A 14,722-nucleotide genomic window follows, 5' to 3' on the forward strand; every position below is an offset into this window, starting at 1 on the left:
GGAACAGGTTACCCCAAATGCGCATCCGGCATCGCGTCGAGCGCGGCCTGCAGGATATAGGCGGCGGCGAGCTGGTCGACCCGTTCGGCGCGCTTCTTCCGCGTCATGTCCGCATCGACCATCGCGCGCTCGACCGCCATGGTGCTCATGCGCTCGTCGAAGAAGGCGACGGGGAGGTCGATGCGGAGGATCAGCTCGCGGGCGAAGTCGCGGGTCGACTGGGCGCGTGGGCCTTCGGTTCCGTCCATGTTGAGCGGCAGGCCGATCAGGAACGCGCCGATATTGCGCTCCTCGACGATTTGCGCGAGGCGCTCGGCGTCTTTCGTGAACTTCCGGCGCTGGATCGTCTCGATCGGCGAGGCGACGGAAAGGAAGGGGTCGGAGACGGCGAGGCCGATGGTCTTGGTGCCGAGATCGAGCCCCAGAATCCGGCTCATGGGACGCCTGAGGGAGGGCAGGTCGGCAGGGTTGCAGAATGTCATGTCGGGGTGATACCTTCCGCCACCGTTTTTGGCCCTGTGCCTAGTGTTCAGGGCTATCGCGAATTTCCGCATACTCACGGAGAGCCTTATCCGATGTCGCTTGACAAAGCCACAGTCGCGAGGATCGCGCATCTCGCGCGCATCAGGACCGACGACGCGCAACTCGACGCCCTTGTGGGAGACCTCAACAACATTCTCGGCTTCGTCGAGCAATTGAACGAGGTCAATACCGACAATGTCGACCCGCTGGCGAGCGTCACCGGGCACGGCCTGCCGATGCGCAAGGACGAGGTGACCGACGGCGCCTATCCGGACCGGGTGCTGGCGAACGCGCCGGACCGCGCCCATGGCTATTACGCGGTGCCGAAGGTGGTCGAGTGATGAGCGAACTTCTTGAACTCGGCCTGACCGAGGCGCGCGATGCGCTGAAGTCGAAGAAGATCACCTCCGCGGAGCTGACCGAGGCCTATATCGGCGCGATGGAGGAGGGCAAGTCGCTCAACGCCTTCATCACCGAGACGCCGGAAAAGGCGCGCGAGATGGCGAAGGCCTCCGACGCGAAGCTTGCCGAAGGCAAGGGCGGGGCGATGGAAGGCCTGCCCATCGGCATGAAGGATCTGTTCTGCACCAAGGGTGTGCTGACCAGTGCGGGCTCGCACATCCTCGACGGCTTCGAGCCGGAATACGAGTCGACCGTCAGCCAGAATCTCTGGGACGCCGGCGCGGTGATGCTCGGCAAGCTCAATCTCGACGAGTTCGCGATGGGCTCGGCCAACATCACCTCCTATTACGGCAATGTGGAGAATCCCTGGCGGCGCGAGGGCGGCGGCAACCAGAAGCTGGTCCCGGGCGGCTCCTCCGGCGGCTCCGCGGCCGCCGTCTCCGGCCGTCTCGCGATCGCCGCGACGGGTACCGATACCGGCGGCTCGATCCGCCAGCCGGCGAGCTTCTGCGGCATCGTCGGCATGAAGCCGACCTACGGCCGCTGCTCGCGCTGGGGCATTGTTGCCTTTGCCTCCTCGCTCGACCAGGCGGGTCCGATCACGCGCAACGTCAAGGACGCGGCGCTGATGCTGGGCGCGATGGCGGGGCACGATCCGAAGGATTCGACCTCCGCCAATCTCGCGGTGCCGGATTTCGAGGCGGCGCTGACCGGCGATATCCGCGGCATGAAGATCGGCATTCCGAAGGAATACCGCATGGACGGCATGCCGGAGGAGATCGACGCGCTCTGGAAGCGGGGCGCCGAGATGCTGAAGGACGCGGGGGCGGAGATCGTCGACATCTCCCTGCCGCACACCAAATACGCGCTGCCGACCTACTACATCATCGCCCCGGCCGAGGCCTCCTCGAACCTGGCGCGCTATGACGGCGTGCGCTACGGCCTCCGCGAGACCGGTGACAGCCTGATCGAGATGTACGAGAACACCCGCGCCGCCGGTTTCGGCGACGAGGTGAAGCGCCGGGTACTGATCGGCACCTACGTGCTCTCGGCCGGCTATTACGACGCCTATTACCTGAAGGCGCAGAAGGTCCGCGCGTTGCTGAAGAAGGATTTCGACGATGCCTACGGGCAGGTCGATGCGATCCTGACCCCGACCGCGCCGTCCGCCGCTTTCGCGATCGGCGAGAATCAGGACGATCCGATCAAGATGTATCTGAACGACGTCTTCACCGTGCCGGCGAGCCTCGTCGGCCTGCCCGGTATCTCGGTGCCGGTCGGTCTCTCCGGTGACGGCCTGCCGCTCGGCCTGCAGCTGCTCGGCAAGCCGTTCGACGAGGAAACCGTGCTGAAGGTCGGTCACGTTCTGGAACAGGCGGCGGGTTTTAATGCCAAGCCGGCCTTCCTTGCGGGAGGGAAGTGAGATGAGCGAAGCGAAATCCAACCTGATCCAGGGCGCCACGGGTGAGTGGGAGATCGTCATCGGTCTCGAGGTTCACGCCCAGGTGACCTCCCGGTCGAAGCTGTTCTCCGGCGCGGCGACCGCCTTCGGGGCCGAGCCGAACACCCAGGTCTCGCTGGTCGACAGCGCGATGCCCGGCATGCTGCCGGTGATCAACGAGGAGTGCGTGCGCCAGGCCGTGCGCACCGGCCTCGGCCTCAAGGCAAAGATCAACCGCTTCAGCGTGTTCGACCGCAAGAACTACTTCTACGCGGACCTGCCGCAGGGCTATCAGATCAGCCAGTACAAGCAGCCGATCGTCGGCGAGGGCGAGATCGAGGTCGACCTGCCGGACGGCAGCAGCAAGACGGTCGGCATCGAGCGGCTGCATCTGGAGCAGGATGCGGGCAAATCGATCCACGACCAGAGCCCGTCGCAGAGCTTCATCGACCTCAACCGCTCCGGCGTCGCGCTGATGGAGATCGTCTCCCGGCCCGACATCCGGTCGGCGGCGGAAGCGGCGGCCTACGTCAAAAAGCTGCGCTCCATCCTGCGCTATCTCGGCAGTTGCGACGGCAACATGCAGGAAGGCTCGATGCGGGCCGACGTGAACGTTTCCGTGCGCAAGCCGGGCGAGGAATTCGGCACCCGCTGCGAGATCAAGAACTTGAACTCGATCCGCTTCATGCAGCAGGCGATCGAGTACGAGGCGCGGCGCCAGATCGAGATCATCGAGGATGGCGGCGAGATCGACCAGGAAACCCGCCTCTATGACCCGAACAAGGGCGAGACCCGCTCGATGCGGTCGAAGGAAGAGGCGCACGATTACCGCTACTTCCCCGACCCCGACCTGCTGCCGCTCGAGTTCAGCGAGGCGTTCGTCGAGGCGGAGAAGGCGGCGCTGCCGGAACTGCCGGACGCGAAGAAGGCGCGCTTCATGGCCGACTGGGGCCTCAGCCCCTATGACGCGGCGATCCTCGTCGAGGAGCAGGCGACGGCGGCCTTCTACGAGAAGGTGGCGGAGGGCCGCGACGCCAAGATGGCGGCGAACTGGATGATCACCGAGCTGTTCGGGAACCTCAACAAGGCCGGCCTCGAGCTTTCCGAGAGCCCGGTCGACGAGGCCAAGCTCGGCGGCCTGATCGACCTCATCGCCGACAACACTATCTCCGGCCGCATCGCCAAGGACGTCTTCGCCGAGATGTTCGAGAGCGGCAAGGACGCCGCTACGATCGTCGAGGAGAAGGGGCTGAAACAGGTCACCGACACCGGCGCGATCGAGGAACTGATCGACAGCGTGATGGCGGCCCAGGCCGACAAGGTCGCGGAATACCGCTCCGGCAAGGACAAGCTCTTCGGCTTCTTCGTCGGCCAGGTGATGAAGCAGAGCCAGGGCAAGGCCAACCCGGCGATGGTCAACGAGCTCTTGAAGACGAAGCTCGCGGGCTGAGGCCCGCTGAAATTTGGCTGAGAAGGCGGCCCGTTCGGGGCCGCCTTTTGCGTTTTTTAGCGACGGGTTGCCAGAGCGAGTCCGTCGACCACTGCGGTGAAGGCTTCCGCTGCAAGGATCTCGGCCTGCGGACAAAGCGCACGGATCTCGGTTGATACGAACCGCATCAGGCTGGAGCCGCCGACCAGGATGACGTGCCCGATCTCGCCGGCTCCAATGCCGGCCATCTCCAGTGTTTCGGCTGCGGCGCCGCGAAGCAGGCTGCGGTTCGCAGAGAGCGCTGCATCAAGGCTTTCCGGCGTGACCGTCGCGCCGAGGCCGGACTCGATGAACTCCATCCCGATCCGTCCGTCCCGGTCCGCGCCGTTTGCGTCGATCTTGCCGCGCTCTACGGCGAAGGCGAGTTCGTGACCGAGATGCTGGTCGAGCACCGCCCCCAGCCGCTCAATCTTCTCCCGTTCGACTGCGAGACGGGCCATGTCCGTGACCATGCGGCGGGTCTTGGCGTTGTAGAGAAACGGGATGGTCGCCCAGGTCGCGAGCTCGGAATAGATCGTGTTCGGGACCGGTAGCAGGCCGTCGCCGAAATCCCGGCGCAGCTCCCCGCCGAGGCCGAGCAGGGGCATGGCATGCTGCATCGAGACCGCATGGTCGAAGTCGGTTCCGCCGAGCCGGATGCCGTGACTGGCGAGGATCTCCGGATGCGCGCCTTTCGAACGGAAGACGGTGAAATCCGAGGTGCCGCCGCCGATATCGACGATCAGTCCGGTCTCGTCGGCCGCGCCCATGCCGTGGCTGGCGATGGCGGCGGCTTCCGGTTCGGCGAGGAAGGCGATTTCCTCGAACCCGGCCGCCGCGTAGCAGGCCCGGAGGTCGGCCTCGGCCTGCGCGTCCTTCTCGGGATCGGATGTGTGGAAATGAACCGGGCGCCCTGAAAGCACCCGCGTGAAACTCTGTCCCGTTTGCGCCTCGGCCCGGTGCTTGAGCTCCGCGAGGAACGCGGCGATGATTTCGGCGAGGGTGCGCCGCTTTCCGCCGAGAGTGCGCGGCTCGTGCAGCAGCGGCTGGCCGAGCACGCTTTTCAGCGCCCGCATATAGCGGCCTTCCTCTCCGCTCGTGAGGGCCTCGGCGGCGGTACTGCCGATTTGCATGCCGCGCCCGTCGAGCGGGAAGAACACGGCTGTCGGCAGGGTCTCACTGCCGTCTTCGATGGGAAGTCGTCTGACTGAATTTCCCGACCAGATCGCGGCGGCTGAATTGGAGGTGCCGAAATCGATCGCGAGAGTATCCGTTCGCATGGTGCGGTTCGCTCCAGGGGCGCTTCGTGGAAGACACGGGGTGTGTGGACTTTTCGGATCGTAAGGAAACCGCCTGAGGGTGCCCCGGCGGCGAGGGGAGGATGTCTATACATAACTTCCTTCCGACAGAAAAGGGTCAGGGGCGGATATTCCCCAACCGTGCGGCGGTTTCCGCGATGCGGATAAGGCCTCCGTATCGTGGCGGCGCTGGCCGGTGTTATAAGCACCGCAGCATTAACGGACATAGCCAGAACAAGGGATCAGAAAATGGCCGGAAACTTCCCGCTCAAGGTATCGCTGCCGCTCGCCAAGGCCGAGATCATTGCCGACGAGGCGCTGCGCGTCGCCACCGAGGAAGGCATGATGCCGATGACCGTCGTCGTGCTCGATGCGGGCGGGCATCCGGTCTGCATCAAGCGACAGGACGGCTCCGGCATCGGCCGCATCGAGATCGCGACCGCCAAGGCGTGGGGCGGGCTCGGCTTCGGCGAGTCCTCGCGCAATCTCGGCGGCCGGCTGAAAGAGCGCCTCGGCTTCCAGGTGGCCGCCGCCGCCGCTTTTGACGGCAAGATGGCCGCGGTTCCGGGCGGGGCCATGATCATGGAAGACGGCGCGATCATAGGTGCCGTCGGGGTCAGCGGCGACCTCTCCGAGAAAGACGAATACTGCGCCTGCAAGGGGATCCAGAAAGCCGGCTACGCCAGCGAGCCTGCGGAGCTGGATGAGAGCTGGCGCTAAGCTTCTTACGCCATCCGAGCGAAGAGGGCCGGTCTCGCGACCGGCCCTTTGCTTTTCACGACTGTCATTCCCGCGAATGCGGGGACCCAGGGATCCCGGTCTTCGCTCTACGTTCTCTGGGTCCCCACTTGCGTGGGGATGACGACTGTTAGCGGGTTCGAGAGAACGAATTCAAAGCCAATATGGCGACGGCCCGTAGAGTTCCACCAGGAAGTCCACGAAGGCCCGGACCTTCGGCGAGAGGTGGCGGCCGCTCGGATAGACGGCGTAGATCGGCACGTCTTCACGGACGTAATCGTCGAGCAGGGTGACCAGCTTGCCGGTTTTGACGTGCTCGCCCGCCATGAAGGCCGCGAGCATGGCGAGGCCGCCGCCGGCGAGCACGGTCTGCAGCACCGAGTCGCCGTTATTCATCGCCAGCGTTCCCTTGGCACGCAGGATCTTCTGCTGGTTGTCGACCATGAAGTGCCAGTCGTTGATCGGATTGCCGGGCGCGTAGGTGATCAGCGAATGGTCGCTCAGCTGGTCCGGATTGGCCGGCGAGCCCCATTTCTTCACATAGTCGGGGCTGGCCACCAGCATGCGGTGGTTCACCGCGAGCTTGCGGGCGATCAGGCTGGAATCCTTCAGCTGCGCAATCCGGATGGCGAGATCGATCCCCTCGTCGACGAGATCCACCACGCGATCGTTCACCAGCAGCTGGACTTCCACTTCCGGATAGCGGTCGAGAAATTCCGGCAGGTGCGGGGCGACGTGCCGGTGCGCGAAGGTGGTGGGTGCCGTCACCTTCAGCAGGCCGCGCGGGGCCGAGTGCGCTTGGGAGACCGCGATCTCCGCCTCGTCCACATCGGCGAGGATCCGCTTGCAGCGTTCGTAATAGGCCGAGCCCACCTCGGTCAGGCTGACCCGGCGCGTGGTGCGGTTCAGCAGCCGGACGCCGAGGCGGTCCTCCAGGCCGGAGAGTTGCTTGCTCACGACGGAGGGCGAAACATTGAGGGTTCTGGATGCGCCGGCGAGACTGTCGTTCTCGACCACGGAGCAAAAAACCTTCATTGCGGTCAGCGTATCCATTTCAGCGTGTTTCCCGAGTGCAGTACGGAATTATTCTTGCTTTATAGGAATTAATACGATGCTTTAAAAGAGAATTATCAATTTGCATGGCGGTTTTCTACACTGAGAATGACAGTGCTCGTCAATCGACCTGTTCAATTGCCCCGCCGGGATCGACTGTACGAACGTGGCCGTGCCCCTCATAGCCACGTATCGGTAGACCCACCCGATACAGCTCTCCGCACTGCCAAGACGGAGGGACGGACGGACGAACCGGCAATTATGAGGCTGCAGCGGCTTCCGCCCAAGGGGATCGCTGCAGCCTTATTTGTTTCCAGATATATGAGCGGCCCGACTCCGGGCATGTTCCCGTCCTCCGCCTCGTGCTAGAGGCATCGGCAGGCGGTCTCGGCCGCGAGCGAAAGCAAACCATCTGGCCGGAGCCAGCACATGCGAAATAACGATCTGAAACCCGAAACCCTGGCCGCCCAGGCGATGGGATATGTCGACGAGACCACAGGCGCGGTGACGCCGCCGATCCATCTCGCGACGACTTACGAGCGCGCGCCCGACAATTCCTATCCGAAGGGCTATGTCTATACCCGAAGCGAGAACCCGACCTATGGCCTTGCGGAAGATCTGCTGGCACGCCTTGAGAACGGGGCGGGCGCGCTGATCTTCTCGGCCGGGATGTCGGCGGCGGTTGCGCCGTTCATGACGCTGCGTCCGGGCGATCATGTGGTCGCGCCGACGGTGATGTACTGGGCGCTTCGGAACTGGCTGCTCGATTTTACGGCGCAGTGGGGCATCGGCCTCGATTTTTTCGACGTGAACGAGCCCGAGAGCGCGGCCGATCTGGTGCAGGAGGGCAAGACGAAGATCGTCTGGATCGAAACCCCGGCCAACCCGCTCTGGGACTGTCTCGATATTGCCTGGTTCGCCCAGCTCGCGCACGGGGCCGGTGCCCGGCTCTGCGTCGACTCGACGGCAGCGACGCCGGTGATCACCCGTCCCATCGAACATGGCGCCGATCTCGTCATGCACTCCGCCACCAAATACCTGAACGGGCACAGCGACGTTCTCGGCGGGGCGCTGATCGCGGCGAAGGCCGATGACTGGTGGGGAGAGATCCGCCGGGTGCGGACCGATCACGGTATGGTCATGGGCCCGTTCGAGGCCTGGCTGCTGCTGCGCGGCATGCGCACGCTGCACCTGCGCGTCCGCAAGGCGTCCGAGAATGCGCAGGCGATCGCCGAGCATTTCCATAATCACCCGAAGATCGGGTCCGTGCTCTATCCGGGTCTGCCGACCCATATCGGGCACGATGTTGCGCTTCGGCAGATGGAAGGCGGCTTCGGCGGCATGCTCTCGCTGCGCATCGCCGGCGGCGAGGCGGCGGCGGTCAAGGTCGCGGCCAATCTCGAAGTGATCCACCGCGCGACCTCGCTCGGCGGCGTCGAGAGCCTAGTCGAGCATCGGGCCTCGATCGAAGGAAAAGGCACTCCGGTGCCGGACGACCTGCTGCGATTCTCGATCGGGATCGAGGATCTCGGCGACCTGATTCAGGATTTGGAACAGGCTCTGAATACCCTCTAGAGGGAGTTCATGTCCGTATTCCGCGGTCACGGCGCGCTCACAAGCTGGTGCGCGACCGTGATTCGCGCCGATTCTCACGCTCGCTAGATTTCCCCTTGGGCTTCAACGAAAGCCAAGGTGCCGCGTGCGCCCAAGGAGAGAGCTGGAGGAGTTATGTATCAGACAATCAGGATGTCCGCGATTGCGTGCGGGCTGGCGCTGGCGGCCGCACTTGCGCCTGTAAACGCAGCTGCGGCGCAGACCTGCGGGGCCGGAAAGACTCGTGCCGACATGACCAACGCCAACGCGCAGGCCGTTTATGACTGTCTGAAGAAGTCGATGTTCGAGAATTACAATAAAGGCGGCAAGGGGTGGATCCCGGCCGAAGTCGTCAAGGAGTACCGGAACTGGAAACTCGCTAACACCGCACCGGCCGCGCCGGGATTTCACGGCGAGCGCTATCTCATGACCTGGGTCAACGAGACCGGTTACGACGCCTATACCGATTTCCGCGACGAAGATGTGAGTATTCCGGCCGGTACGGTCATCGTGAAGGAGTCCTTCGACGTGGCTGAGAACGGTTCGGCCAAAGCGGGTCCGCTCTTCATCATGGAGAAGGTCGAGGAAGGGCGTTCGCCCGAGACCATGGACTGGTACTACATGATGATCTCGCCGAAGGGAAAGCCGGTTGCGGTCAACGTGGTCTCGGCCTGCAGCGAATGCCACATGGAGAATTTCGGACAGCAGGGTGCGCTTGGCTACCCGGCCGAAGACGTCCGGGTAGCGAAATAAGTAAACGCTCGATATTGGGTTTGGCTCAGGTGGCGTTCGCCGTTTGGATCGCCGCCCAGACCTTCTCTGGCGTTGCCGGCATGTCGATATGCGCGACGCCGAGCGGAGCCAGCGCATCGACCAACGCATTCATGATCGAGGGCAGGGAGCCGGCGCAGCCGGCCTCGCCACAGCCCTTGGCGCCGAGCGGGTTGGTGGTCGCCGGAACGGCATGCGTGGCGAAGGAGAAGTTCGGCACGTCCGCCGCACGGGGCAGGGCGTAGTCCATGTAGCTGCCGGTCTGCAGCTGGCCTTCCGCGTCGTAGAGCACGCTTTCCATCAGTGCCTGACCGAGCCCCTGCACGATGCCGCCATGGGCCTGGCCCTCGACCAGCAGCGGGTTCACCACGGTGCCGAAATCGTTGACCATGGAATAGCGGTCGAGCCGTACCGTACCGGTCTCGGGGTCGACCTCAAGTTCGCAGACGTGGCAGCCGTTCGGGAAAGCCGACGGGGCATTCTCGAAAATGTGCGAGACGCTGAGGTCCTTCGGAAGATCGGCCGGAAGGTCGCTACGGGTGCGGGCTTCCGTCGCCAGTTCCATGATGCCGATGGTCCGGTCGGTTCCGGCGACCTGGAAAGTCCCGGCCTCGAAGGCGATATCCTCGATGGCGGTCTCGAACACATGGGCCGCGAGCTGTTTGCCCTTCTCGATGACGATGTCGCTTGCCTCGATGATCGCCCCGCCGCTGGCCATGATCGACTTGGAGCCGCCGGTGCCGCCGCCCGCGATCAGTTCGGCGCTGTCGCCCTGGATTAGCTTGATCTTCTCGAACGGCACGCCGAGTTTGGCATGCAGTACCTGGGCGAAGGGCGTCCAGTGGCCCTGACCGTAGTCCAATGTGCCAGTGATGATCGTGACATCGCCGTTTTCCTCGAACCGGATGCCGCCCATTTCCTGCATCACCGGAGCGGTCACTTCCAGATAACAGCCGACGCCGCGCCCCCGCAGCATACCCTTCTTCTCGCTCTCGGCCTTGCGGGCGGCATAGCCGTCCCAGTCCGAGGCCTCGAGCGCCTTCTCCAGGATCGTCGGGAAGTCGCCGCTGTCGTAGTTCATCCCGTTGGCGGCGGCGTAGGGGATCTCGGTCGCCTGGATCTGGTTGCGCCGGCGCAGTTCGATCGGGTCGATCCCGGTCTCCCGCGCGGCGGTCTCGATCAGCCGCTCCATGTAGTAGTTCGCTTCAGGCCTTCCGGCGCCGCGATAGGCGGTGATGGGGGTGGTATTGGTGAAGACCGCCTTGGTCGCGACCTCGATCAGCGGCAGACGGTAGACGCTGTTGCTGTTCTTCAGCGTGTTCAGGGTCGGCATCATCGGCGAGACGGCGGAAAGGTAGGCGCCGACATTGCCGTAACCGGTGATCCGGAGTGCCGTGAAACGCCTTTCGGCGTCCAGCGCCAGTTCCGCGGTCATGTCATGGTCGCGTCCGTGACAATCGGAGAGGAAGCTCCCGGAGCGCTCGTCGGTCCATTTGACCGGCCGGCCGAGGACCTTCGCCGCGTGCAGCACGCAGATATATTCCGGATAGGCGCCGGCCTTCATGCCGAAGGAGCCGCCGACATTGCCGGTGATGACATGCATCTTTTCCGGCGGGATGTCGAAGATCTGCTTGGCCAGTGTGTTCATCATCCCGAACACGCCCTGGCAGCCGACATGCAGCTCGTAGGTGTCTTTCGCCGGATCGAACGCGCCGACGGCGGAGCGCGGCTCCATGGCGCAGACCACGATGCGGTTGTTGCGGAGGCTGAGCTTCGTCACATGCGCCGCTTCGGCGAAGGCGGCATCGATCTTCGCCGTCTCGCCGTACTGATAGTCGAGCGCGACGTTGCCCGGCACGGCGTCATAGATCAGCGGCGCGTCTTCTGCGGCAGCGGCGCGGGCGTCCGTGACCGCGGGCAGGGGATCGATGTCGAGTTCGACCAACTCGGCCGCGTCCTTGGCCGCGGAGTGGGTTTCCGCGATTACGATGGCGACCGGATCGCCCACGAAGCGGACCTTGTCTGTCGCGAGCGCCGCGCGGGGCACGTAAGTGATCGGGCTGCCGTCCCGGTTCTTGAGGGGCACACCGCATTTCATCGTGCCGAGCCCGGCATCTTCGAGATCCTTGCCGGTGAAGATCGCGATCACGCCAGACGCCGTCAGCGCGTCCGCCGTCTCGATCCCGTTCAGCACGCCGTGGGCAAAGGGGCTGGTCACCATGACGGCGTAGGCTTGGCCGTCGAGATTGGTGTCGTCGGTGTAGTTCCCCTGACCGCGCAGCAGCTTCGGGTCCTCGGAACGCGGCACGGGTTGGCCGACCCCGAATTTCATCATCCCGAGCTGATTTTCGTCGACGATCGAATCCATGGAGTAGGCTCCTGCTGAGAACGGCACGCGGTAGGGCGAGAGATTGTATACCAGATGGTAGCGCCGCCGCCCGGCGGGACAAGCGACAATGCGTTGTCACACCAGTTCATGCGGCGCGTCTAAGTATTTTTTGCAACTGCGAAAGACTTGGACAGCCCCTTTTTCACAGAGTAGGTTCCGGCAGACTTCACACTTGGTGTTCCTCCTATGCTGAAGACGGCACTTATCCGGCTGCCGACGGGCGCGCTGGTCGTGTTGCTGGCGGCGCTCGCCGCCTTCGCCCCGATGTCGATCGACATGTATCTGCCCGCCCTGCCGGAGATCGCGCGCGACCTCGACGTGCCTGCGCGCGAGGTTCAGGCGACCCTGGCGGTTTTCCTCGCCGGCTTTTCCGGCGGCATGCTGATCTACGGTCCGATCTCGGACCGGTTCGGGCGCCGCCCGGTTCTGCTCGCGGGAATCGCCGTCTTTATCGTCGCCTCGCTGGTCTGCATGGTCGTGGAGCGAATCGACGGGCTGATCGTGGCGCGGCTGTTTCAGGCAATCGGTGGCGGCGCGGCGTCAATTCTGGCGCGGACCGTGGTGCGCGACCTGTTCCCGCCGTCAGAGGCCGCGAGCAAGCTTTCCCTTATGATGGTGCTGACCACGCTGGCCCCGATCCTGGCGCCGCTCGCCGGGGCTGCGCTGCTTGAATTCGCGGACTGGCGGGCGATTTTCGCGACCCTGTTCGGCTTCGGGGCGATCGCCTTCGTGCTCGTCCTGCTGATGCTGCCCGAAACCTATGCGCATGAGGACCGCGGCGGGATGAGCCTGCTGCAGGCGCTCGGGGCTTACAGGCACATCCTGATGGACCCGCCGGCCTTCGGACTGACGGTCGCCAGCGCTGCCGTATTCGGCGGTCTGTTCGCCTATATCTCCGGCTCCTCCTTCGTGTTCATCGAGTATTTCGGCCTCACGCCGGGCTATTACGCGGTGCTGTTCGCGATGAATTCCGCCGCGATCATGCTGGCGGCTTTCGTGAACAGCCGGCTGACGAAACATGTCGACCTCCGGACCCTGCTCCGCGCGGGCGTGGTGATCGCCGCGCTCGCCGGAATCTATCTCCTCGCCTTGGAGCGTTCCGGAATGGCCGGCCCCTATTCGGTGCTGGTCGGGCTGATGGCTTTCGTCGCCATGGTGCCGATCCTCGGGGCCAACGGCATGGCGGTGCTGATGGCGCGCTATCCGAAAAACGCCGGAGCCGCCGCGGCCACGGTCGGAGCCGCACAGTTCGGCGGCGGTGCCGTCTCCGCCATGGCGGTCGGTGCGCTGCATGACGGCACGGCCTATTCCATGTGTGCCGTGATGTTCGGTTTCGGGATCGTCTCGGTCCTGTTCCTGTTCGGCCCGGGACGGCGCCTCTAGGACGCCGCAGCCCGGATCAGGTCGCTCGCCTTCTCGGCGATCATGATGGTGGGGGCGTTGGTGTTGCCCGAGGTGATGGTCGGCATCACCGAGGCGTCGGCGACGCGGATATTCTCGAAGCCCCTCAGTTTTAGCTCCGGATCGACCACCGCATCGGCGTCGTTGCCCATGCGGCATGTGCCGATGGGGTGGAAAATCGTGGTGCCGATCTGCCCCGCCGCGCGTGCCAGATCCTCGTCGCTGTCCGAATAGTCCGGACCGGGCTTGAACTCCTCCGGGCTGTAGGGCGCCAGCGCCGATTGCGCGGCGATGTTCCGCGTGATCCGGATGGCGTTCGCGGCGACCTTGCGGTCGGCTTCGGTCGAGAGATAGTTCGGTTTGATCGCCGGGGCCGCCATCGGGTCGGCGCTCTTGATCCCGACCGTGCCGCGGCTCTCCGGGCGCAGGTTGCAGACGCTGGCGGTGAAGGCGCCGAAGGGATGCAGCGGGTCGCCGAAGGCATCCAGAGAGAGCGGCTGCACGTGATATTCGAGGTCCGGCGTTTCCTTAGAGGGATCGGACTTGGTAAAGAGCCCGAGCTGCGACGGCGCCATGGTCATCGGCCCGCGTTTGAACAGTACATATTCAAGCCCGATGCCGAGTTTGCCGAGGAGCGAGTTGGCCCGCCGGTTCAGCGTTTCCACGTTCGAGACCTTGAAGGCGCAGCGGATCTGCAGATGGTCCTGCAGGTTGCCACCGACCGACGCGTTCGCGTGCCGCACGTCGATGCCGTGCTCTTTCAGCAGGGCCGGGTCGCCGATGCCGGAGAGCTGCAGGATCTGTGGCGAGCCGATGGCGCCGGCTGAAAGCACGAGCTCGCCGCTGCAGGCGGCATGCGCGTCCTCTCCCTTCACCGAAAGCGAAATGCCGGTGCAGCGCGCGCCGTCGAACTGAAGCGCCTTGGCATGGGCGTGGGTGACGATATGCAGGTTCTGCCGGTTGCGGACCGGTTTCAGGAAGGCGGTCGCGGCACTCCAGCGGATACCCTTGCGCTGGTTGACGTGGAAATAGCCGACGCCCTCGTTGTTGCCGCGGTTGAAATCGTCCGTCTCCGGAATGCCGGCTTCGACCGCGGCGGCCTTGAAGGCATCCAGGATTTCCCAGGAGAGGCGCTGGTTCTCGACCCGGAGTTCGCCTTCCGTGTTCCTGTCACCGTTGCGATCCTTGTCACCGAGGACATGGAAACCCTCCGAGCGGTCGAAATAGGGCAGCACGTCGTCCCAGCCCCAGCCGGGATTGCCGAGCTGGCGCCACTGGTCGTAGTCGCGCGCCTGACCGCGCATGTAGATCATGCCGTTGATCGAGGAACAGCCGCCGATCACCTTGCCGCGCGGATAGTTCAGTGCCCGGCCGCCGAGTCCGTCCTCGGCCTCGGTCTTGAAGAGCCAGTCGGTGCGGGGATTGCCGATGCAGTAGAGGTAGCCGACCGGGATATGGATCCAGTGGTAATTGTCGTCGCCGCCGGCCTCCAGCAGCAGAACCTTCTTCGACGGATCGGCGGAGAGCCGGTTTGCCAGCACGCAGCCGGCGCTGCCTGCGCCGACGATGATGTAGTCGTAGGTCCCGAGATCCCTGGCCACGGTCGTTCCATCCCTGAAGTCGTTTTTTGTCAGTTTTGCAGGCGC

At 64.4% G+C, this 14,722-nt stretch carries 12 protein-coding genes; 7 read left to right on the forward strand and 5 right to left on the reverse strand.

What is annotated here, in order from left to right; all coding sequences use genetic code 11:
* Positions 1–8 precede the first annotated feature (8 nt).
* Positions 9–437, reverse strand: a complete 429-nt coding sequence (gene ruvX / locus NUH88_RS21105; protein WP_308220079.1) for a Holliday junction resolvase RuvX — start codon at positions 435–437, stop codon at positions 9–11.
* A 138-nt stretch (positions 438–575) separates the two neighbouring features.
* On the opposite strand from ruvX, the gene gatC reads away from it, so the two are divergent.
* Genes gatC through gatB form a run of 3 tightly spaced genes read left to right on the forward strand, consistent with a single transcriptional unit; the run spans position 576 to position 3,815 of the window.
* Positions 576–863 carry an Asp-tRNA(Asn)/Glu-tRNA(Gln) amidotransferase subunit GatC gene (gene gatC, locus NUH88_RS21110; protein ID WP_257768760.1) on the forward strand — a complete coding sequence of 96 codons (288 nt, stop codon included), beginning with the start codon at positions 576–578 and terminating at the stop codon, positions 861–863.
* On the forward strand, positions 863–2,347 hold the full coding sequence (gatA, locus tag NUH88_RS21115) for an Asp-tRNA(Asn)/Glu-tRNA(Gln) amidotransferase subunit GatA (RefSeq protein WP_257768762.1): 1,485 nt from the start codon (positions 863–865) through the stop codon (positions 2,345–2,347). The genes gatC and gatA overlap by 1 nt, the downstream gene beginning before the upstream one ends.
* A 1-nt stretch (position 2,348) precedes the next feature.
* The gene (gene gatB / locus NUH88_RS21120; RefSeq protein ID WP_257768764.1) at positions 2,349–3,815 is read left to right on the forward strand and encodes an Asp-tRNA(Asn)/Glu-tRNA(Gln) amidotransferase subunit GatB; all 1,467 of its coding nucleotides are present in this window, start codon (positions 2,349–2,351) and stop codon (positions 3,813–3,815) included.
* A 56-nt stretch (positions 3,816–3,871) separates the two neighbouring features.
* Here the strand turns inward: gatB and NUH88_RS21125 are convergent, their stop codons facing one another.
* Positions 3,872–5,113, reverse strand: coding sequence for an Hsp70 family protein (locus tag NUH88_RS21125; RefSeq protein WP_257768766.1), 1,242 nt, complete (start codon positions 5,111–5,113; stop codon positions 3,872–3,874).
* Positions 5,114–5,380: 267 nt separating this feature from the next.
* Here NUH88_RS21125 and NUH88_RS21130 point away from each other — a divergent pair, with 267 nt between their 5' ends.
* Positions 5,381–5,851 (forward strand): GlcG/HbpS family heme-binding protein, encoded by a 471-nt coding sequence (locus NUH88_RS21130; RefSeq protein ID WP_257768767.1) that lies wholly within the window; start codon positions 5,381–5,383, stop codon positions 5,849–5,851.
* A 171-nt stretch (positions 5,852–6,022) separates the two neighbouring features.
* Here the strand turns inward: NUH88_RS21130 and NUH88_RS21135 are convergent, their stop codons facing one another.
* Positions 6,023–6,922 carry a LysR family transcriptional regulator gene (locus NUH88_RS21135; RefSeq protein ID WP_257768769.1) on the reverse strand — a complete coding sequence of 300 codons (900 nt, stop codon included), beginning with the start codon at positions 6,920–6,922 and terminating at the stop codon, positions 6,023–6,025.
* A gap of 429 nt (positions 6,923–7,351) precedes the next feature.
* Between NUH88_RS21135 and NUH88_RS21140 the strand changes: the two genes are divergently transcribed.
* Entirely contained in the window at positions 7,352–8,497 is a 1,146-nt protein-coding gene (locus NUH88_RS21140; protein WP_257768771.1) for a trans-sulfuration enzyme family protein, read from the forward strand.
* Between the two features lie 171 nt (positions 8,498–8,668).
* Positions 8,669–9,268 (forward strand): cytochrome P460 family protein, encoded by a 600-nt coding sequence (locus NUH88_RS21145; protein ID WP_257768773.1) that lies wholly within the window; start codon positions 8,669–8,671, stop codon positions 9,266–9,268.
* 25 nt (positions 9,269–9,293) lie between these two features.
* Here NUH88_RS21145 and NUH88_RS21150 read toward each other — a convergent pair whose 3' ends face one another.
* Positions 9,294–11,654 carry a xanthine dehydrogenase family protein molybdopterin-binding subunit gene (locus NUH88_RS21150; RefSeq protein WP_257768774.1) on the reverse strand — a complete coding sequence of 787 codons (2,361 nt, stop codon included), beginning with the start codon at positions 11,652–11,654 and terminating at the stop codon, positions 9,294–9,296.
* Positions 11,655–11,861: 207 nt separating this feature from the next.
* Here NUH88_RS21150 and NUH88_RS21155 point away from each other — a divergent pair, with 207 nt between their 5' ends.
* Complete coding sequence (locus tag NUH88_RS21155) at positions 11,862–13,058, forward strand: Bcr/CflA family multidrug efflux MFS transporter (protein ID WP_257768775.1); 1,197 nt, start codon at positions 11,862–11,864, stop codon at positions 13,056–13,058.
* Here NUH88_RS21155 and NUH88_RS21160 read toward each other — a convergent pair.
* Positions 13,055–14,677, reverse strand: a complete 1,623-nt coding sequence (locus NUH88_RS21160; protein ID WP_257768776.1) for a GMC family oxidoreductase — start codon at positions 14,675–14,677, stop codon at positions 13,055–13,057. The genes NUH88_RS21155 and NUH88_RS21160 overlap by 4 nt on opposite strands.
* Positions 14,678–14,722 lie beyond the last annotated feature (45 nt).

The sequence above is a fragment of the Nisaea acidiphila genome (genome assembly GCF_024662015.1).
Lineage (GTDB): Bacteria > Pseudomonadota > Alphaproteobacteria > Thalassobaculales > Thalassobaculaceae > Nisaea > Nisaea acidiphila.

Coding starts and splice junctions, on each gene's coding strand:
- ruvX (WP_308220079.1), bottom strand. CDS start 437: ATGAGCCGGATTCTGGGGCTCGATCTCGGCACCAAGACCATCGGCCTC.
- gatC (WP_257768760.1), top strand. CDS start 576: ATGTCGCTTGACAAAGCCACAGTCGCGAGGATCGCGCATCTCGCGCGC.
- gatA (WP_257768762.1), top strand. CDS start 863: ATGAGCGAACTTCTTGAACTCGGCCTGACCGAGGCGCGCGATGCGCTG.
- gatB (WP_257768764.1), top strand. CDS start 2,349: ATGAGCGAAGCGAAATCCAACCTGATCCAGGGCGCCACGGGTGAGTGG.
- NUH88_RS21125 (WP_257768766.1), bottom strand. CDS start 5,113: ATGCGAACGGATACTCTCGCGATCGATTTCGGCACCTCCAATTCAGCC.
- NUH88_RS21130 (WP_257768767.1), top strand. CDS start 5,381: ATGGCCGGAAACTTCCCGCTCAAGGTATCGCTGCCGCTCGCCAAGGCC.
- NUH88_RS21135 (WP_257768769.1), bottom strand. CDS start 6,922: ATGGATACGCTGACCGCAATGAAGGTTTTTTGCTCCGTGGTCGAGAAC.
- NUH88_RS21140 (WP_257768771.1), top strand. CDS start 7,352: ATGCGAAATAACGATCTGAAACCCGAAACCCTGGCCGCCCAGGCGATG.
- NUH88_RS21145 (WP_257768773.1), top strand. CDS start 8,669: ATGTCCGCGATTGCGTGCGGGCTGGCGCTGGCGGCCGCACTTGCGCCT.
- NUH88_RS21150 (WP_257768774.1), bottom strand. CDS start 11,654: ATGGATTCGATCGTCGACGAAAATCAGCTCGGGATGATGAAATTCGGG.
- NUH88_RS21155 (WP_257768775.1), top strand. CDS start 11,862: ATGCTGAAGACGGCACTTATCCGGCTGCCGACGGGCGCGCTGGTCGTG.